Consider the following 19402-nt stretch of genomic DNA (forward strand, 5'->3'; position numbering starts at 1 on the left):
AATAAACTGTTTACAGTTTGCTTCTTTCCCAATGTTAACTCTCTCTTCTGTCTGTAAAAAAGCCAATATCTTCTGCCGTTTGTTTTCATCTAAAAAACCAACTTCATCCTCTTTCCACCATAAATTATTCTCTCTATCTTAACATAAGATCAACACGACCTAAGTTCCTGATTTTTTGACGCAAGCGAAACGCTGCTTGCCGCATTCGCCTACGCTTTTGCCTCGGTGCTTGGCTCAGCCTCGATTGCAACTCATCCAGGTAGTGGCACAGCCGTGTTATCCGGCCAAAGTCGCCTTTGGCGATATCCACAAAACCTTCCCCATCAAACCCGGTGAGGAAAGTTCTCACCCCAGGGTCAAGCGCTATGATTCCCGTTGCCAACGAGCACTGCTCGTTCACAGGTTCAGGGAAGATGGCATACCACCTGTCTTTCACCCGCATCAGCTCAGTTCCATGTGCCCATTCTCTGGGCATCTCCTCGGATGCACGAAACGCCAAGCCTCGGGTGAGTTTCGGATACCACGTCCCATTGCGAAAGTTGCCGACGTTGAATTGCAGCGTATGCGACCTGTCCCGCACACTGCGAAACTTCGCGTCCTTGCCTCGATGACCGCGTTCTGCTTGATGTGGCAGGGAGCCTCCTTCACCCACCGGGGCAGGTCGGAGTGCAGGATGATGTCCCGCAGCTTTCTGGCCGCTTTGGGGGCACCGTGCTGGCGCTGATGGGCAATCGCTTGGTTGTAGCAATACCGACACGCTGCTTGCCAATGCTTCCACACCTTAGCCAGAGCGGGTTCGGGATAAATCCTGATCTTCCTGGATTGCAGTTCGGTACTTCCTGAGTCCGCTGAGCCGACGACTGAAGCCGTGCAAAATGGCAAGAATATCCTCAACCCATTCTTGTTGGGGAGAGTGGTCTCGGTGATCGAGAACCACGTTTGCGTCAGCGGAGCGGAGCTCTTTCTCGAACCCGTGTTGACGGCAGTACCAGGCAACAAGCTCAAATCCAAAGCGGCAGAGGCGGTCTTTATGGGCGACCACAAGTGTGCCGACATCTCCTGCACCGATTCGTTCCAGTAGGGCAAGGAACCGTGGTCTTTGGAAGTGGAGACCGCCGCCAATGTCTCCGACCCCTTCGGCTCCAGAATGGAGGCTAACCAATCGAGCAATCTGTCGCTCCAAGTCGGGTTTTTGCGCTCGGCTGATAACTCTGGCGTAGAGAACAATGTGCTTCTGCTTTCCGGGTAACTTGATGTAGCTATCGAGGTCATATCGCCTTGCTCGTCCTGAAGGTGTTCGTACTGCCGACGAGCAACTTCTTTGGGAGTTACATATCGCGCCATGCTGAATACTATGTTCAGCATGGTTCAATGTTGCTTGGATTAGAATCCGCTCCTCAGGCAGTGCCCGCCGAGGCACAGTCCTGACCGAGGGTGTGGTCTTTCAACCGCTGCAAAGTTGCAGTCAGGGCCATGGGCCAGGGATCCGGCTGGCGCAGTTGTCGCACCCCCTGAGGCAGGCGCAGCACAGAAGCGCGGCTGGTGCGGGCAATGGCTTCCAAATCCGGCAAGGGATCCAGCAGCAGCCCTTTTTCCATGACTTTGCGCAACAGCGGTTCGTAGCCGGGGGGCGGGGGCTCGTCGGCATGGCCCAGCAAGTCTCCCTCGGGGCCGCGAAAGATCTGCTTGCGACCGGGAAGGGTGGCTTTGGCAAAGGAAGCTTTGGCCACCGGGATCCCGTTGATTTCCACCAATTTGTACACCCCGTTCACGCCTTCTCCGGTCACCAGGCGGGTGCCCACTCCATAGCCGCTGATGGGGGCCTGGGAGCGATGCAGGCGCTCGATCTCGTATTCATCCAAATCCCCACTGACGAACACCGGGGCTCCTTGAGGCAAAATCTGTTTCACCCGGCGAGAGAGATCTTCCAAATCTCCTGAGTCGATGCGCACCCCGCCGATTTCCCCGCGGGATCCCAGTTGATCCGGGCTTCCGGCTGCAAAAAGCTGGGCTGCCGTGCGCGCCCCTTGGATGGGGTCGTAGGTATCGATCAGCAGCGCAGCCTGGGGAAAGTAGCGCCGAAAGGACTGAAAAGCGCGGGTCTCATCTCCCGAAAGAGCGGCAATGGCCATCACCAGGGAATGGGCCATGGTTCCTGCCGGCTTGCGCCCCAATTTCAGGGCTGCCAAAACATTGGAGGTGGCATTGAACCCTGCCGCCAGAGCCGCCCGGGCTGCCCATAGCCCCGCCTGGGGCCCAAAAGCTCGCCGGGTGCCGAACTCCAGCAAGATGGCCTCATCCCCTGCTGCATCGCGCATACGGGCCGCCTTGGTGGCAATCAGGGTCTGGTAGTTAAAGGTGGACAGCAGATAGGTCTCCACCAGTTGGGCTTGCCAGAGGGGGGCTTCCACCCGCAATAGGGGCTGGTTGGCGAAAATGGCCGTTCCTTCCGGCACCGCCCACATATCCCCCTCAAACCGGCAGCGGGCCAGCAGATCCCAAAAGCGCTCCGGCGCATCGGCGAAAATGCCCGTTTCCCGCAGTGCTCGCAAAGCCTCGGGGGCGAAGCTGAGCTGCTGCAGGTATTCCACCGCCTGGGTGAGCCCCATGGCAATCAGATAGCCATAGTCGGTGGGCAGCCGCCGCACGAACAGCTCAAAGGCAGCGGGCTGAGCCTCTAGCCCTTCCCCCACATAGCAAGCGGCCATGGTGAACTGGTACAGATCGGTTAGCAAGCCATAGTCTTGGGGCTGCAACGACGAGAAATCAGGGCTCAACATGAAAAAACCTCAAGGCAGAAGCCGATGGGGAGCGATGGGATCGAGCAGAGAGCTGTCGCCAAGGTTATAGTGAAACTTACCATAAGTAAGCCTGCCTGTCCGGGATCCACCAGAAGCACCGCAACCCCCGAAAAGCTCGAAAAATCGGTCTCAACAAGACGCCAAATCCAAACTTAGCCGAGAACACAGGCGGCCATCTGGACAAAACCTCTTCCCCAACTTATAGTGAAACCAACCATAAGTACCAGCCCGACTTCCTTTAACCTTAGATCAAGCTTGTGCAAGCCTGGTCAATCCAGCCCCCACCGGGAGAACGCCATGAATGCCACTCTACAGGAGCTAACGGTTGCGGCTCCAGCGGGCCTTCCCCCCCACTTTGATCCGGAGCGGGTGGGGGAGATTTGGCGCGTGCCCTACCAACAGCGGGCAGCAGAAGCCGAGCGCTGGGCCAAGGAGCAAGGGATCCCGCCGGCGGAGGCCGATCAGGTGCGGGTGGGCTTGTTGCTCATTGATGTGCAGAACACCTTTTGCATTCCCGGCTTTGAGCTGTTTGTGGCCGGTTCCAGCGGGTTGGGAGCGGTGGAAGATAATCGCCGGCTTTGTCAGTTCATCTACCGCAATTTGGCCTGCATCACCCAGATTGTTGCCACCCTCGACACCCACACGGCCATGCAGATCTTCCACCCCGTCTTTTGGGTGGACGCACAGGGATCCCATCCTGAGCCGGCCACGGCCATTTCGGCAGCCGATATCCGCTGCGGGCGGTGGCGGGTGAACCCGGCTGTAGCCGCCAGCCTGACCCAAGGGGATCTAACCCGGTTGCAGGTCTACGCTCTGCATTACGCCGAGCAATTGGAGCAGGGGGGGAAATATCCCCTCATCGTCTGGCCCTACCACTCCATGCTGGGGGGGATCGGCCATGCCTTGGTGCCGGCGGTGGAGGAGGCGATTTTCTTTCACGGCATGGCCCGCCTTAGCCAGCCCAGCCTGCAGCTCAAGGGAGCCAACCCCTTGACGGAGAATTATTCCGTACTCAGCCCGGAGGTCTTGACCGGGCCGGAAGGGGATCCCATCGACGAGAAAAATGAGCCTCTTATCCGCCACCTGCTGCAGTTTGATGCGCTGATCGTGGCTGGCCAAGCCAAAAGCCATTGCGTGGCCTGGACGGTGAGTGACCTGCTGCAGGAAATCCAAGCCACGGATCCCAGCTTGGCCAAGAAAGTTTATCTTCTGGAGGACTGCACCTCGGCGGTGGTGATCCCCGGCGTTGTGGATTTCAGCGAACAGGCGGAGGCCGCTTTCGCCCGCTTTGCGGAAGCAGGAATGCACCGAGTACGCTCCACGGATCCCATCCGGGAGTGGCCTGAGTTTCCGCTCTGAAAGACTTATACAACACCGAGCAAAAGCGGACTTTCGCGCAGGTTGATGCTTTCTTTTTGCTTCCACGACCCATGGCCAGTGGTAGAGCTCACCTCTACCACCCCGCCAAAGGGATCTCCACAGGCGCGACTTCCCCGCAAGCTGCAGGTAGTTGCTCCTCGCTCTGAAAGAGCACACAGGCTGAAGGTGGAGCAAACTTTAGCCTAGGCGAAATGCCTACAAAAAATGTGCCAGCCAGCTCACCGGTTTGGCCAATCCACGTCAAGCTGCTATCGCCCAGACCAACAACGTCTGTCGGAAGGTTCGTCAGCGAGGTTGAGCATTGTGCTGCAAGCTAACCGATAGCCCGGTAAATCGAGGACTAGAGGGAAGCCCAAAGATCCCGGTCGATCTCCCTTCCAAGTGGTAGGATGCGGCAGGACAGCCTGTCGGAGTTGCCCTGTGTACAATCGCGTTAGCGGTGCGGAGCACTCTCGCGTCAGCGGTGCGGAGCGCCCTGAAGCCAGTTCTACCGTCTCCAGCAGCCTGCGCCCCCCCAGCGGTGCCCGGGATCTCCTGCCGCGGGAGGTACAACGGCGGGAGAAGCTGGAGGCTCAGCTTACCCAGGTTTTCCGACGCTACGGCTACCAGCGCATCATCACTCCCACCCTGGAGCGGCTGGAAACGCTGCTGGCGGGGGGATCCATCCGTGCCGAGTCGGTGCTGCAATTGCGGGATGGCGAAGGGACGATGCTGGGGCTGCGCCCCGAGTTGACCGCTTCCATTGTGCGGGCGGCAGCCACCCGTCTGGCCGGTGGGCCCTTGCCGTTGCGGCTCTACTACCACGGCAGCGTTTTTCGCAACAGCCGCCGGGAGGAGGGATCCTACAGTAGCCAGGAGTTTTTTCAGTCCGGAGTGGAGCTGATCGGGGCAGGGGGATGGCTGGCAGATGCCGAGATTCTGCTGCTGCTGGCCGATTGCATTCGCTCGATCGGCATCTCTTCTTGTGTAAACGGGACGGAGGCCGCCTGGACGCTGCTGCTGGGAGATGTCAGCCTCACCGAGAGTTTGCTCAGCGCCGTTGCCCCCACGGCTCAAGCGGCAGTGCGCCGTGCCATTGCCCAGCTCGACTACGTTTACCTGGAATCGGCCCCTCTGCCGGAAGCCGCCCGCCAGATTGGCTTGCAGATTCTGGGGCTGCGGGGCCAGCCCGGCTCAGTTCTTTCTGACCTGGCTCAGTTGCCTGTGCCGCCTGAGCGGCTGCGGGATCTGCGGCAGCTCTGCCAGGTGCTGGAGGAACATGGGGTGCGGGTGGTGCTGGATCTGAGCTTGTTGCAAACCCTGGCCTACTACACCGGTATCGTTTTTCAGGCGGTGGCGAGCGGGGAGGTCATTGCTCTGGGGGGGCGCTACGACCGGCTGTACGCCCTCTACAGCCCTCAGCAGGCCAGTCGCGCTGGCGGCGGCACGGAATCCTCGCAGCCGGGGATTGGCTTTACCCTTCTGCCGGATACGCTGCTGCGGCTCTTGCCCCCCGATCCCCAAACCGAGGAGATGGGCTGCAAACGGTTGGTGGTGCCCCTGGTGCCGGCAGGGATCCCGGCGGCGCTGGCCTTGGCCGCCCGCTGGCGAGAATCGGAGGCGGTGGAGCTGGAATTGCTGGATCGGGCCCCTGAAGAGATCGAAGCCTATGCCCGCCAATGTCGGATCCCGGAGATCGCCTGGGTACAAGCCGACGGCAGCTACCACATCACCCACCCGGGCTAATGCTGGCAAGGTTGACCTCCCAACAGAGACGGGGCTGCACCAGTTGCAACAGGTGTTGGCGAATGCGTTCCAACTGCCGGATGGCGCTCTGCACCCCTGGCGCAAACGGCTGACGGGATCCCTGCGCCCAGAAATGCTGCTGCAAATAATCGATCAGCCACAGTTGGGTCGGCAGCTCCAAACCGGCCACCGCCCTGCCCAATTCCAACGCCTGCTGGAGAGAAGAGTGCCAGGGCCAACGTTTGAGTTCCTCAAGGAGCGACGGCGGGATCTGCCGTAGGTGCTGGTGGGCCAGCAGTGCCAAGCCGGGGCTGCCCTGGGCCAAGGCAATCAGCTCGGATCGAGGGATCCCTGCCAGATCTGGGCAACCCAGCCCGCTCAACACCCGGTCGACCTCTTCTGGGCTGAGGCGGCGAAAAGGCACCATCTGGCAGCGGGACAACAGCGTCGGCAACAGCGAGGCCGCCTGGGGGGCGATGAGTATAATATGGGCTGGGCCTGGCTCCTCCAGGGTTTTCAACAAAGCATTGGCAGCGCTTTCCGCCAAGGTTTCGGCTCCCTCCAGCACCACCACCGCTCCCGATCGCGTAAGCGGGACGGAGTCCTTTAGCGGGGCGGAGCCCTTTCGCTGGGCTCGAATCGGCTTGCGGGCACAGAAGCGGGATACCCCCTGCACCTGCTCCAGGCGAATTTGGGGCGGCGAGCGCCGTTGCAAGGTTTGCGCCTCCGGGGAGTCTGCCGCAATTAGGCGGCCTTGGTGCAGGTAGGTGGGGCTGACCCAGTGGAGATTGGGATGGTTGCCCGCCAGCAGCCAACGGCAGTGGGAGCACTTGCCGCAAGGGATCCCGGAGCTGGATTCGCACAAGAGGGCCTGGGCAAACCAACGGGCCATCAGCTTCCGCCCCACCCCTTGGGGGCCCAAGAAGCAGTAGCTGGAAGTCACCCGCCCCTTCTCCAGGGCCGCCACAAGCAGTCGTGCCGCCATCTCCTGCCCGACAATGTGCTGTGGAGGCAAGACCTTCATCCGCTTGACGGTCTCGGCGCTCGGACGGAGTTCTGGCATATCTCAGCATCCGCTGGCAGAAGCTGGCAGGAAATGTTTGCGAAAATACTGCAGCGTCTCCGGTCGCAATAACCCCCGCTCCACCAAGGGATCCCCCCAGTGGGGCGAAGATTCATCCATCGGCGGCAAGGACTCCAGCACTTCAGCAGCCAACAAGTCGGCAGCCTTGAGGAACTCTCCCACCGTGCGGCACCCCGACAAACGGGCAGAATACCCCCCATCCGCAAAGAACTTGATCGTGGTTGCCTTCAGGCCGGTACACTCGCCAATGACCGCGGTCAGCTTGCCCCCCGACTGTTGCCAGCGGCTGAGGATGTCTTGGATCTGGGGCCGATCCAGCAAGCCCGCTGCCTGCAAGTTTTGGAACAGATGCCTGGCCCAGGGGGTGAGTTCCGCCAGCAAAGGATCCGTCGGCGTGTCCTCAGGATTGGCGGGAAGCTCCCCGGCATCGGTCGCAGGTTCCTCCAGTCTCCTCGTAAGGACTGTGTTTCGCTCACGCGAACGTGCTGGCTCATCTTTGGCGGTTGAACCAGAGAAGTTGGCTGCTCTCAACTGGGCTTGGGCTGCTTCGGCGATCAGCTTTTGCTGTTCGTAACTCACCTGCAGCAGACGGTTGCGATTCTGCTCAATCTTGAGGTTCTCCTGTAAAGTCTCCAAGCTCTGTCGGTAGGCCGCTAGCAGCTCTCGCGCATCTCGCAGTTCCACCGTCAAGTTGGCCTGCTGCTGTTGAAGGGCGCTGAGGCGGGATCCCATCGTTTTCAGTTGTTGTTGAGCTTGCTCCAAGGCTTCTTGGCGGGCTTGCAGGGATCCCTCCAGTTGGACAATGCGCTGGTCGGCCTCGGCCCGTTCTGCCCTGAGCTGGTGGATCAGGGCTTGGCTCTGCTGCAGTTGCTCCTCCAGTTGAGCAAGGTGCGCTTCGTAGTCACGGTTGGCTGCCATCAGCTGTGCTATTTCCGCTTGCAGTTGTTGTAGCTGCGCCTGTAAGCTTTCCACCTGCTCTGGGGGAACATAGCCGGAAAGCCGCGCCATTTGGGCCTCGTGCTCTTGCTGTAGCTGGGCGTAGCGCTCTTGCCACATCTGCAAAGAGGCCCTCAGCTCCAAAATCTGTTGCTCTAAAGCGGCAACCTGCTCTGGCCAGAAGGAATCCAGATGCCGGGATGGGGCAGCCTCTGACTCTGCAGCTTGCTGGGCAAGTTGGGCCTGCAACTGATCCCGCTCCGATCGGAGCTGCTGGATTTGATGAAGCGCTGCCTCCAATTGGGCGCGTAGGTCAGCCACAACGCTGCTGGGCACCGAGTCCAACTGGCGTTTCTGCAGAATCTGGATTTGCTCTTGCAACTGCTCCAGTTCCGACTGATAGCAATCTCGCTGGGTTTGCAACTGCCGCTGCGCCCTTTGCTCAGCAGCGCGGGCAAGAGCCAGCTCCGTTTCTAGACGTTGCAGTTGTTCCCGCCAAACCCGCAAATCCTGCTGCAGCGTAGCCTGGTGCTGGAGCTCCGCCTGCTGGAGACGAATGGTGGCTTCCAGTTTTTGAATGCGCTGCTGATACTGGCTTTGAAAATCGGCAATCTGCTGGTTCATGCTGGCCAGGATCCGATCCCATTCCTGTTCCTGGAGCTCGATTTGTAGCCGCAAGGCTTCCACTTGCTTGCGGTAGTCAGCCAAGGTGGCCGGTTGAGGCTCATCGGCAAAGGGATCCGAGGCTGCCGCGGCTAATGTTCCAGGGATGGAATCTCCCCCAACTGCGGATTCGAGACTCGATGGCTGAATTGTTCCCTCGCAAGGGATCTTGGCCTCTTCGGGTACAGCCAAATCCTGGGCCAGAGCTTCTCGGCCAGGAGTTGCCGCTCTTTGGGGGGTAAGCTGAACCTCGGGTTTGGGATCCCTGGCCAAAAAAGGCTGCAGCGCCTCCCACGCATTGGGGGAAGCCATCCGCTGCAGTTGCACCTGGACATCCAAGGCGCGATCCAAAATGGCAGGCTGTACCCAACCTTTCCAGGTGAGGATTTCCCCCAATTTCCGCCCATAGCGACGCTGTTGAGCCAGAGCAACCCGCAATTGCTCGAAATCCAAATGGCCCAGCGCCACCAAAATCTCTCCTAGAGAAAGGGACTGGCTGGGCAGGAAGCGGTAGAGATCAGCCAGAGTGAGCCAGCCGCGCTCGAGACACACTTCTCCCAACTTGAGGTGGTTTTGCTGTTGCTCTCGCAGAGCCTGAGCCAACTGGGATTGGGAGATCAGACCCGCCCGCAGCAAACGCTGTCCCAGCGGTAAGCTCGACTCAGCCCCGTCGGCAGCAGCACCCCGCCCCTCCAGAAAGGGGAATGGGGTAGATCCACTCTGGGAGGAAGAGGAGCGCGGAGGCATCAATAAAGTTCCCAGTTTAGGACTGTGTTGTTGCTGTACTTTAGCTTATCGCCCCTCAGGATAGAGCATAAAGAGATGACAACGCCACATTGCCGTATTGGCATTGTGGTCGTTTCAGGTTAGGGTGAGATGCCTGGGCTGTTGAGAAAAGCCTTTGGCCGGGGGCATTATGGCTCCGCAACGCTGACGCGACAACGCGACCGACGTTTTAGGCGTGGGCGCAGTGTCCTAGTTTGAATTGATGATTTGAATTGATGAATTGAAATGGCCATAATCGGAATGGCCATAGGCCATAATCGGAATGGCCATAATTGTGGACATAACTGACAGACATCAATGTTGGCTCTAAAGCCAACTCACTTTCTTCCTGCTTGAGAGAGAAGTCAAGCTCACCTGGCCCCTCTCGGGAGCGCTGCACCGGCAAGGCAAAGGAAATTGGGTCGCCAAAATCCGGCTTCTCCCTTGCCCACTAACCCGTGGGATCCAACCGCATCAACACCTGCCCAAACTCCACCGATTGCCCATTGCTCACCAAAATCTCGGTCACCACACCTGCCGTTTCAGCCTCGATTTCGTTCATCAGCTTCATGGCTTCGATGATGCACAGGGTTTGGCCCTTGTTCACCCGTTGGCCGACCCGCACAAAGTCAGGTTCACCTGGAGCCGGGGCACTGTAGAAGGTGCCCACCATCGGCGCCGTCACGTCTATCCAATGGCTGGGGGTGGATTTGGGAGCAGTGGGAGGAGGGGGCGCTTCTACAGGAGCAGGAGGAGGCGCAGAGGAGACAATAACCGGACTGGCGGGGGTGGAGGAGAGCTCAGCCGGGATCCCTTTGCGCAAGGTGAGGCGAAAATCTTTGAACTCCAGAGTTAGCTCGGTAACATCGCTCTCTTGCAGAGCGGCCAGAAGAAGCCGAATTTCCTGCCAATTGACGACATCCAAGGGAAAGTTCACTCCTGATGCATCACCTGTCCACAACGGAAATCCATAACCGGATAAGGAGAAGGAGAACTTACTCCCGGCCCAGATAGGTGTCGGTGCGGGTATCGACCCGAATCCGTTCCCCCACCTTGATGAACAAAGGCACCTGGATCTCGGCACCGGTCTCCAGCTTGGCCGGCTTGGTTCCCCCGGTTGCGGTATCTCCCTTCACCCCTGGATCTGTTTCCACCACTTCTAGAACGACCGTGTTGGGCAATTCCACATCGATCACCTGCCCATTCCAGCGCAGGATTGACACTTGCATGTTTTCTTTCAGATATTTCACGGCGGAGCCAATTTGGGCGGCGGTAATTGGAGCCTGCTCATAGGTCTCCATGTCCATAAACACCAAGTTGTCCCCTTCCGCGTAGAGATACTGCATCTCGACTTTTTCGATGGTGGCTGCGGGCAGGGTTTCACCGGCGCGGAAAGTCTTCTCCACAACGTTGCCAGTCTGCATGTTTTTGAGCTTGGTGCGCACAAAGGCTGCTCCCTTGCCGGGCTTCACATGCAGGAACTCGATCACTTTATAGGGAGCTCCGTCAATTTCCACAGAGACGCCAGGGCGCAAATCGTTGCTTGAGATCATGTCAGCAGAGGGATCCGTTGCTTAGACTTCCCAATCTTACCGTGACGATGGGACACTCCGTTCGCGCTAGGGAGACGGAGTCGGATTCAGTCCTCGGAGATCGATCGGGGGCTGGCGACCGTAAAGGGGCAACACCTCCTGCCACTGAGGGCGCAACCCAGCCCGAAAATCGGCGCGGGCCAATTCTGCCAACGCCACCACAGGTGCAGGATCCACAAAATCGGCGGCATTCACGGATAGAGCTTGCGGCCACTGTCGGAGAGTTGCCTGCCAAGCCTCTTCCTCCCAGAGCCGATCGGCCACTTCTGCAGCGACACCCTCTTCTGTCACCCGATACACGCCGCCATACCACTCTTCTCGTTTGGCGTCCATCTGCACCGCCACCGTCAAGGGCTGTGCCGGGGATCCCTGCCAGATCCACACATGGCGGGCTAGGACGGCCAAAGCCGAGTAGCCGAACACGGGGATGCGCAGTTGCTGGCCCAGCAGGCGGGCTACACTCACCCCCAAACGGCTGCCCGTAAAGCTGCCCGGCCCCAAAGCCACAGCGATCCCGGCTACCTGTGACCAAGCCTGACGGGCCAAGAAGTCTCTCAAGCAGGGGTGCAACTGCGCTGCCATCTCCCGATCCAGCCACCAGCTCTGGCTGCGGGGTTCTCCCAGCCCCGGCTCCAACGGCAGCAGGGCCAGGCCCAAAACGGGTGTGGTGGTGTGGATCCCTAACATCCACCGAGGGGCGGACACGATCTTTCTCCCTCTTTCGGGTTGTATTGGGTGGTTGACGAAACTTAACGGATGTTTTAAGGTTAGGGTGTCAATCTTCGCACTTCCTCAGGGAAGTTTGTTCTCATGACTACTGTTATCCAACGTCGCTCAACCAGCAACGTGTGGGAGCAGTTCTGCGAGTGGGTCACCTCCACCGATAACCGCCTTTACATTGGCTGGTTTGGGGTGCTGATGATTCCCACCCTGCTGACTGCCACCACCTGCTTTATCATCGCCTTCATTGGGGCTCCGCCGGTGGACATCGACGGGATTCGCGAGCCTGTTTCTGGTTCTTTGCTGTACGGGAACAACATCATTTCTGGGGCTGTGGTGCCCTCTTCAGCAGCCATTGGCCTGCACTTTTACCCGATTTGGGAAGCCGCCTCACTGGATGAGTGGCTGTACAACGGCGGCCCCTACCAACTGATTGTGCTGCACTTTTTGATTGGGGTGTTCTGCTACATGGGCCGGGAGTGGGAGCTGAGCTACCGGCTGGGGATGCGTCCCTGGATTGCGGTGGCCTACTCGGCGCCGGTGGCAGCGGCCACAGCAGTGTTTTTGATTTACCCGATTGGGCAGGGGTCGTTTTCGGACGGGATGCCCTTGGGGATTTCGGGCACCTTCAACTTCATGCTGGTGTTTCAAGCGGAGCACAACATCCTGATGCACCCGTTCCACCAGTTGGGGGTGGCCGGCGTGTTTGGTGGGGCGTTGTTTAGCGCCATGCACGGGTCGCTGGTGACCTCCACCCTGATTCGGGAGACCTCGGAAGAGGAGTCCCAGAACCTGGGGTACAAGTTTGGGCAAGAGGAAGAGACCTACAACATTGTGGCGGCGCACGGGTATTTTGGCCGGTTGATTTTCCAGTATGCGTCGTTCAACAACAGCCGGAGCCTGCACTTTTTCCTGGCGGCGTGGCCGGTGGTGGGGATCTGGTTTACGGCGCTGGGGATCAGCATTATGGCGTTCAACCTGAACGGGTTCAACTTCAACCAATCGATTGTGGACAGTAACGGTCGAGTGGTGGGGACCTGGGCAGACGTGTTGAACCGTGCCAACCTGGGGATGGAAGTGATGCACGAGCGGAATGCGCACAATTTCCCGCTGGACTTGGCGGCGGTGGAAGTGGCGCCTGCGGTGCGTGGCTGATGGTCTGACCTGACGGCTTGACAAAAGCAGCCGATCCCCTGGCCAATGCCGGGGGGTCTTTTTCTTTTTTTCTGCAGCAATCTTGCCTGGAGCTTTTCTGGGGTTAAATTGGGGCCATTGCCTCTGTGACTTAGGAACATGGCAATTATTTCTTCTCGAGATGCAGGCCAGAACGCTGAGAGCCCCAAGCGGCGGCAGCAAAAGTCTTCAGCCTGGAGAAAAGAAAGCGAGGAGTTGAGCCTTGCCGGGGAAAGGGAAGCGGATCCCTCTGCCCTGTTGCAGCCGCAAGCCCACCTCGGTGAAGCCCAGGAAGAATCGCTTCGCCCGCGCACTCTGGCGGAATACATCGGCCAGACGGAACTTAAGGAAGTGCTTTCCATTGCCATTGCAGCGGCCCGCGCTCGCCAAGAGCCCTTGGATCACCTGCTGTTCTACGGCCCGCCCGGCTTAGGCAAAACCACGGTGGCGGCAGTGCTGGCGGCAGAAATGGGATCCCAGTTCTACATGACCACCGCGCCGGCTTTGGAGAGCCCCCGCGACATTGCCGGGTATTTGGTGCGCTTGAAGCGGGGGGATGTGTTGTTTATTGACGAGATCCACCGCCTGCCCAAGGTTACAGAAGAATTGCTCTATCCGGCGATGGAGGATTTTCGTCTTGATATCACCATTGGCAAAGGTCGCTCTGCCCGCATCACCTCTCTGCCCTTGGAACGCTTTACCCTCATTGGGGCCACAACCCGCATTGGTGCCCTCACTTCTCCGCTTCGGGATCGCTTTGGCCATGTGCAACGGCTGCGCTTTTACGAGCCTCACGAGCTGGTGCAGATCGTGCTGCGCACGGCTCGCCTCTTGAATGTCTCCACCGATCCAGAAGGGGCTGCAGAGATCGCCCGCCGTTCTCGGGGCACACCCCGCATTGCCAACCGCCTGTTCAAGCGGGTGCGAGATTACGCCCAGGTGCGAGGGGATGGCCACATTAGCCAAGAAGTGGCAGCAGCCGCTCTGGAGCTGTTCCAGGTGGATCCCATGGGTTTGGATTGGATCGATCGCAAGCTGCTGACGGTGCTGGTGGAGCAGTTCGGTGGAGGGCCAGTGGGCTTGGAGACGATGGCCGCGGTGACGGGTGAGGATCCCCAAACCATTGAAGAAGTGTATGAGCCTTATCTGCTGCAGATCGGCTACCTGCAGCGCACGCCCCGGGGTCGAGTGGTTACCCCTGCTGCGCTACGGCATCTGGGCTATGAAGCCCAGTCTCCTCTGCCTTTGTGGAGCTAATTTGTCTTTCCCTTCTCCCGCAAGGGGAGAAGGGGTTGAGAGCTCCATATCTAGCTGCGGTCATTGCCCACAGGGCTGAAGCTGGGCACCACCAGCTCGCGGTTTTGCTTGGTAAGGCGACCGTACAGCTCCTGCGTGTTGGGGAAGTTGGCCGCCGGCAAGGTGGGGAAGCGGCGATAGGGCACCGTGTCCTCGCCGAAGAGATCCCGATATTCCTGGGTGTTCAGCAAAGCGCGCACAAAGGCTTTCACCCCCTGGGTGGCCAAGATCTGGTTGTACTTGCGGATCTCCTGCTGATTGAGGGGCGCACGGCCCAGAAAGTGCTTGGTGCCCAGCTCGATCACCTTGGTATTGGGATAGGGGGCATAGAACTCGGAGCGGTACAGCTCTGAACACCCCAGCGCCTCGATGAACTCCTTGACGGTGATCTCGCCGTTGCGCAGCTTGGACTCGGCGGAGCTGAGCTCGGCACTGATGTTGTAGATGTCCATATCCCGCTCGAAGACCTGCCGATAGGCGGCGCGGATGAGGTTGTTCACTTCCGCTTTGTTGGCCAGGCTGGTGAGCTTGAAGATGGGGATCTCTTGGCGTACCTTGGGCACCCCCTGCTGAGCCCGCCGCTGGATTTCCAGCTCGCCGGAAGGCATGTCCTGGGGCTGGCCCAACTTGACAAATAGCGGAATGTCCTCGTCGGTGCGAATGGGCTTGGTCACTGCCATGTCGGTGGAGCCGGGGCGCATCCGCCGCAGCGCCAGGCCGCCGGGGGTGAGGTAGCGCTCGTAGGGCACGATATCTTCCCCGAAGACCCGCTGGTACTCCTCGCCGTCCAAGATGGCATCCACCACCGCGTAGAACCCCTGCTTGGAGGCAATGTCAAACAGGCGGTTCATCTCTTGCCGTCCGTAGGTGGGTCGGCCCAGTAGCTTGCGGTGGATGAACTCGATGGCTTTGCAGACATACAAGCTGGACCAGTACTTGTTGCGGAAGAGATCCGACTTGGCCAGTTGGCGCACAAACTCTTTGACGGGAATTTCCCCCGACTCCAGCTTGATCTCCCAGCGGGTCAGCCGTTGGCCTTCGTAGGGCACATAGCCGTATACCTGTTGGTAGCAGGCGCGGATCACCGCCTGGGTGGATCCCTCGCTGCCGACAATGCCGGCCCGCACCCCCAGCCGTCGGCTGCGATCTCCCGGAGTCTGGGTGAGCTTGAAAACCTTCGGGCCAAGGCTGCCGGGATCCCCTGCTGCTCTGGGATTGGTGCGCTCGTTGGTGAGGGCAAAGCCGCGCCGGATGAGGATGCGCTTGACATCTTTGTTGAAGGGAGCAGGGCGGGCGCTGAGGGAACGGGTTTCCTTGGGGAAGATGGCCCCAAATTGGATCTCCAGCGGGTCATTGCCGGAGCCATAGGCATGCTGATCCGGCAGGGGCCGGTTGTAGCGGGCAAAGAGGGTAATGAACTGGGGCACCTTGCGGCGGGGGGCAGCGTAGTTGTAGAGGTCGAATTTGGCCCCCCAGTTGGCGCTGGTTTGCGCTTCTACCCCCAGCTTGCGCAGGTAGGGTACCGTCTCTTCGCCGAAGTAGTCTCCGTACTCGCGGCTATCCACCAGCGCGTCCACCAGGCCAGCCAGACCCTTGCTGGAGATGATGGAGAAGTAGGTCTGCACTTCCTCGCGGGTTTCGGGAGCCCGCCCCAGGAAGTGGCGGAAGGCCAGCTCCACGACGCGGCTGTTGATGTAAGGCTCGTAGAACTGCTTGCGATACAGCTCCGATTTGCCTAGGCGGCGAATGAACTCCTTCATGGAGATCTCGCCGTTTTTCACCTTCGACTCCAGGTCGGAAAGCTTGAGGCCGTAGGCGCGGCGGATATCCCGCTCAAACACCTGTCGATAGGCGGCCTTGATGACTTCTTCTTTCTCGGCGTTGGACAGCCCCGGCTTCATGGCAAAAACGGGAACTTTTTCGGCAGCCAAGTTGTAGATCTGGGGTAGCTGCAGCCCTTGCAGAGGGATCCCGTCGGCGGTGCTGGCATTGCGCTGCCGCAGCTTGTCGGAAGGGGCGGGGGCGATGAACTCGCTCAGCAAGACATCGAAATATTGGTTGATGATGGCAACTGCTTCGGCATCTTTGCGGAAGTAGCCAGCCGCCGCCCGTTTCATCTCTTGAATGGCGACAATGGTGGCCTCGGCGGAGCAGGCATTTTCGATGATCTCCCGCAGGCCGCGGGTGTTGACGGCGATGATACTGGGATCCCCGGCCACCAAAGCGTAGGTGACGTAGCGCAAAAACCAGCTCAGATCCCGCAGCGATTTGCGCATGTTGGCAGCCCCGTAGCGGGAGATGTTGATGGGGCGGAAGTTGGGGGGAATCTCCACGCCGCTGGCGCTGAAGATGTTGCGGATGGCCTCGATGAATCCGCCGGTGGATTCCACATAGAAGGCAGTGCCCAGCTTGAAGGCTTCCTTCTCATCTTGAGTAACTTCGGGCCGCTCCAGATAGGCCATGGGCGAGCCCCCCGTGAAGATGCGGTTGGCGGCGCGACTGACGATGATTTCGGAGTTGGCTGCAATCACCTGGGCAATGTCCAGCCGTTTCAGGCCGCTGGAGAAAAAATCCTCGAGGCGATCCAACTCGGTGCGTCCCAGATAGCGATCCTGCTGTTCCGCCTGGGAGATGGTCGATACAGGCACGGTTTGGTACAGACGGGGGCTGGAAACGACTGCGCCAGCGGATACGTTGATACCCATCGATCTCTTAAACTCCGTTTTGATCGAAAAAACTGCCGACAAAGGCCGAGGACAGTGCCATCGAAGGGGGTGAAGAGGCTGACCCACGACTGGAGGAGCATCCCTCTCTGAGCTGAGAAGGATCGATGCCCGATCCCTGAGGGGGAAGCCAAGCCTAGAATACTAGGGGCACGGGCCCAGAGTGGGGAGGTTGTTGCAGTTTGTAACACTGTTTCTCATCCACAAAGACATGGCTCTCAACCCAGCTCTACCCTCCCATCTGTTGTCTTCCGCTTTTCTCCTTGAGGATTGGGAGCAGGGACATTACGAACGCGTTACCCAGGTTTTACAGCAACAGCTCGAGCAGGGATCCCCCTCTCCAGAGCTGTATTGGGAGCTGGGAGCCGCCTATCTCCTGCTGGGTCGGGAACTGGAGGCGCAGCTGGTGTGGCAAGAGGGCTTGGCGATGCTGCAAGCGGGGGGGGTGGCCGAATCCGAGGCCGTCTACCACCTGCTGAGGGGCTTGCAGGCTTTGGCGGAAAGGCTGTGGGAGAAGGGCCATTGGCCGCAGGCAGCAGCTCTGTATCGGCAGCTTCTGGAGGTGGGGGATGGGCTTTCTGGGCTGGAGCCGTCTTCTGGCCAGGCTTTGGCTGCCCACCGCATTGGCCTGACCCAAGAGCGGAGCCGGCTGTGGAGCTCGGCAGCGGAGTGGTTTGAGCGGGCTTGCCAGCAGGATCCGACGGCGGCAGAGAGTTTTTGGCGCTGGGGCTTGGCCCTGATGAAGCTGGGCCGTTTGCGAGAGGCGATTTCCCCTCTGCAGGAGGCTGCGCGGCTGCGCCCTGAGTGGGGGGATCCCTGGGTACAGATGGGCCTGGTGTGGCTGGATCTGCAGGATCCAGTTCAGGCTGTGGGGTGTTTCCAGGCGGCTGAGGCGCGGGGCACCGGGACGGCGCAACTCTACAGCTACTGGGCGGAAGCGGAAGTGCGGCTGGATCACCCTGAGGCCGCTTGGGAGAAGGTTTGCCGAGCGGTGGCAGCGGAACGGAATTGGGTGCAGGCGTGGTGCGAGGGCAGCGGCGGAGAAAGCCCTCTGCGGTCTGGACTGGAGCAGGCATGCAGAGGGGAGGGCCCCGATTGCCTGCTGTACTCGGCTTGGCGGCAGCGTTGGGCTCCAGAAGGCGTTGCCCCTCCAGCAGACTCCTTTTCCCAGAGCACTCCCCCTACAACTGACTTCTGGCCAGTGCCAACCCAAGGCTACCTCACCACCCGACAGTGGCATCAGGCCACGGGCGAAGGGGACTACCAACTGCTGGATCCAGGGGGGGTTCTCTGTCTAAAAGCGCCCCCTGCCGCTGATCCCGACATTTTGCAAAAGTTGCGCCCGCAGCGCATCCCCTTGGCAGAGACCTTTGTCGCCCAGATCCCCCGAGGATCCGTCCACGTGGGCCACTATCCCCGCCACCTCTACGCCAGCTTTGCCAGCGGGGTGCTCACCCGCCGGGGAGAATTGCTCGCCGATCTATCCCTGAGCTTGCCGCCGCCGGAGTTCCTCGACTGGGACTACAGGCCAGATCACCTGCGACACCACCCCCTGCTGGGCTTGCCCCATCTCCCCCCACCGATCCCACTGGATGGCCCCGTTGCCCTTTTGCCCTTGGGGGCAGTTAATTACTTTCACTGGATGGTGGATATTCTGCCGGCCCTCGATATCCTGCAGCGGTCGGGTGCCCTGGAAAAGGACATCCCCATCTTGATCCACGGGTATCAAAGAAAGCCCTTTCAGGTGCAGAGCTTGGCTGCTTTGGGGATCCCAGCCGAGCGCATCCTCAGCTTTGAGCAGTTGGGGGGATCCCATCTGCAAGCCCAGAACCTGATCGTGCCCTCGGCAGGCGCTCCGGTGGGGTGTTTGACGCCCAGGGGATTGGAGGTGCTGCGGCAACTGGCCCAGCCGAGTTTATCCATTGACCCCTTACAACCGCGGCGAATTTACATCAGCCGTCGCTCTGCCCGCTGGCGGCGGGTGATCAACGAAGCGGAGGTGCTGGCCTGCTTGCGCCCCTGGGGATTTGTACCGGTGCAGATGGAAACCCTCTCTCTTCCCGAGCAAATAGCCCTGATGCAGGGGGCAGAGGCGGTGATCGGGATCCACGGGGCGGGCCTGACCAACCTCGCCTTTTGTCAACCCGGCACCACCGTCATCGAGATCTTGCCCAGCAATGCAGTGCTTCCCTATTTTTGGAGTATTGCTCAGGTGGCAGGGTTAAGGTATTTCCCCTTGGTGGCGCCTGTTTGCGATCCGGCTTTGGTGGCTCTTCTTTCCAGCCCCGATTTGGATCGAGAAGATGCCTGGGTTCGGATCCCGGACTTGCTGAATGTGCTGGAACAGACAGGGATCAGGGGATAATGGGATCGGAGGGACTCGAACCCTCACGTTCTTGAGGAACAACGGATTTTAAGTCCGTAGCGTCTACCATTCCGCCACGATCCCAATCTGTCGGCAATAGCCGTACTACTCTACCAAACTGCTTGCCTTGGGGGGGCAAGTCTTTAAGTTGGTTCACCCAGCCCTGCAGTGGAGGGTAT

The 19402-nt window shown here is 59.7% G+C and carries 12 protein-coding genes, 1 tRNA gene and 2 pseudogenes; 5 read left to right on the top strand and 10 right to left on the bottom strand.

Annotated features, from left to right (window positions below; translation table 11 throughout):
- Positions 1-160 precede the first annotated feature (160 nt).
- The 3 genes and pseudogenes from NW816_RS05360 to NW816_RS05370 all read right to left on the bottom strand — a co-directional run.
- A pseudogene (locus NW816_RS05360) lies at positions 161-894 on the bottom strand (helix-turn-helix domain-containing protein); the annotation flags it as partial.
- Positions 782-1324: pseudogene (locus tag NW816_RS05365) on the bottom strand (IS607 family transposase); the annotation flags it as partial. The pseudogenes NW816_RS05365 and NW816_RS05360, both read right to left, overlap by 113 nt.
- A 73-nt stretch (positions 1325-1397) precedes the next feature.
- Entirely contained in the window at positions 1398-2780 is a 1383-nt protein-coding gene (locus NW816_RS05370) for a nicotinate phosphoribosyltransferase (protein WP_414357891.1), read from the bottom strand.
- A 318-nt stretch (positions 2781-3098) separates the two neighbouring features.
- Here NW816_RS05370 and NW816_RS05375 point away from each other — a divergent pair, with 318 nt between their 5' ends.
- The gene (locus NW816_RS05375) at positions 3099-4160 is read left to right on the top strand and encodes an isochorismatase (protein ID WP_414408493.1); all 1062 of its coding nucleotides are present in this window, start codon (positions 3099-3101) and stop codon (positions 4158-4160) included.
- A gap of 441 nt (positions 4161-4601) precedes the next feature.
- Positions 4602-5906, top strand: a complete 1305-nt coding sequence (locus tag NW816_RS05380; protein WP_414408494.1) for an ATP phosphoribosyltransferase regulatory subunit — start codon at positions 4602-4604, stop codon at positions 5904-5906.
- Here NW816_RS05380 and NW816_RS05385 read toward each other — a convergent pair.
- The 5 genes from NW816_RS05385 to tsaB form a co-directional block, all read right to left on the bottom strand.
- Entirely contained in the window at positions 5890-6969 is a 1080-nt protein-coding gene (locus tag NW816_RS05385) for a DNA polymerase III subunit delta' (protein ID WP_414408495.1), read from the bottom strand. The two genes, NW816_RS05380 and NW816_RS05385, sit on opposite strands and share 17 nt — an antisense overlap.
- A gap of 3 nt (positions 6970-6972) precedes the next feature.
- A complete protein-coding gene (locus tag NW816_RS05390; RefSeq protein WP_414408496.1) occupies positions 6973-9336 on the bottom strand; it encodes a hypothetical protein in 2364 nt (787 codons plus the stop codon).
- Between the two features lie 469 nt (positions 9337-9805).
- Positions 9806-10279, bottom strand: coding sequence for an acetyl-CoA carboxylase biotin carboxyl carrier protein (gene accB, locus NW816_RS05395; RefSeq protein ID WP_414408559.1), 474 nt, complete (start codon positions 10277-10279; stop codon positions 9806-9808).
- 70 nt (positions 10280-10349) lie between these two features.
- Positions 10350-10907: an elongation factor P gene (gene efp / locus NW816_RS05400; protein WP_414335241.1), complete on the bottom strand. Its 558-nt coding sequence runs from the start codon at positions 10905-10907 to the stop codon at positions 10350-10352.
- Positions 10908-10973: 66 nt separating this feature from the next.
- Positions 10974-11651: a tRNA (adenosine(37)-N6)-threonylcarbamoyltransferase complex dimerization subunit type 1 TsaB gene (gene tsaB, locus NW816_RS05405; RefSeq protein WP_414408497.1), complete on the bottom strand. Its 678-nt coding sequence runs from the start codon at positions 11649-11651 to the stop codon at positions 10974-10976.
- A gap of 105 nt (positions 11652-11756) precedes the next feature.
- Between tsaB and psbA the strand changes: the two genes are divergently transcribed.
- Positions 11757-12821, top strand: coding sequence for a photosystem II q(b) protein (gene psbA, locus NW816_RS05410; RefSeq protein ID WP_414351839.1), 1065 nt, complete (start codon positions 11757-11759; stop codon positions 12819-12821).
- A gap of 138 nt (positions 12822-12959) precedes the next feature.
- Complete coding sequence (gene ruvB / locus NW816_RS05415) at positions 12960-14096, top strand: Holliday junction branch migration DNA helicase RuvB (protein WP_414408498.1); 1137 nt, start codon at positions 12960-12962, stop codon at positions 14094-14096.
- A 50-nt stretch (positions 14097-14146) separates the two neighbouring features.
- Here the strand turns inward: ruvB and NW816_RS05420 are convergent, their stop codons facing one another.
- On the bottom strand, positions 14147-16840 hold the full coding sequence (locus tag NW816_RS05420; RefSeq protein ID WP_414408499.1) for a phycobilisome rod-core linker polypeptide: 2694 nt from the start codon (positions 16838-16840) through the stop codon (positions 14147-14149).
- Positions 16841-17033: 193 nt separating this feature from the next.
- Between NW816_RS05420 and NW816_RS05425 the strand changes: the two genes are divergently transcribed.
- Positions 17034-19223, top strand: coding sequence for a glycosyltransferase 61 family protein (locus tag NW816_RS05425; RefSeq protein WP_414408500.1), 2190 nt, complete (start codon positions 17034-17036; stop codon positions 19221-19223).
- Here the strand turns inward: NW816_RS05425 and NW816_RS05430 are convergent.
- Positions 19224-19307: transfer RNA gene (locus NW816_RS05430), tRNA-Leu, on the bottom strand.
- Positions 19308-19402 lie beyond the last annotated feature (95 nt).

The organism is Synechococcus sp. W55.1, from assembly GCF_047461655.1.
GTDB lineage: Bacteria > Cyanobacteriota > Cyanobacteriia > Thermostichales > Thermostichaceae > Thermostichus.

Bases quoted from the DNA above. Each gene is read 5' to 3' on its own strand.
- NW816_RS05370 (WP_414357891.1), bottom strand. From the start codon at position 2,780: ATGTTGAGCCCTGATTTCTCGTCGTTGCAGCCCCAAGACTATGGCTTG.
- NW816_RS05375 (WP_414408493.1), top strand. From the start codon at position 3,099: ATGAATGCCACTCTACAGGAGCTAACGGTTGCGGCTCCAGCGGGCCTT.
- NW816_RS05385 (WP_414408495.1), bottom strand. From the start codon at position 6,969: ATGCCAGAACTCCGTCCGAGCGCCGAGACCGTCAAGCGGATGAAGGTC.
- NW816_RS05390 (WP_414408496.1), bottom strand. From the start codon at position 9,336: ATGCCTCCGCGCTCCTCTTCCTCCCAGAGTGGATCTACCCCATTCCCC.
- efp (WP_414335241.1), bottom strand. From the start codon at position 10,907: ATGATCTCAAGCAACGATTTGCGCCCTGGCGTCTCTGTGGAAATTGAC.
- psbA (WP_414351839.1), top strand. From the start codon at position 11,757: ATGACTACTGTTATCCAACGTCGCTCAACCAGCAACGTGTGGGAGCAG.
- ruvB (WP_414408498.1), top strand. From the start codon at position 12,960: ATGGCAATTATTTCTTCTCGAGATGCAGGCCAGAACGCTGAGAGCCCC.
- NW816_RS05420 (WP_414408499.1), bottom strand. From the start codon at position 16,840: ATGGGTATCAACGTATCCGCTGGCGCAGTCGTTTCCAGCCCCCGTCTG.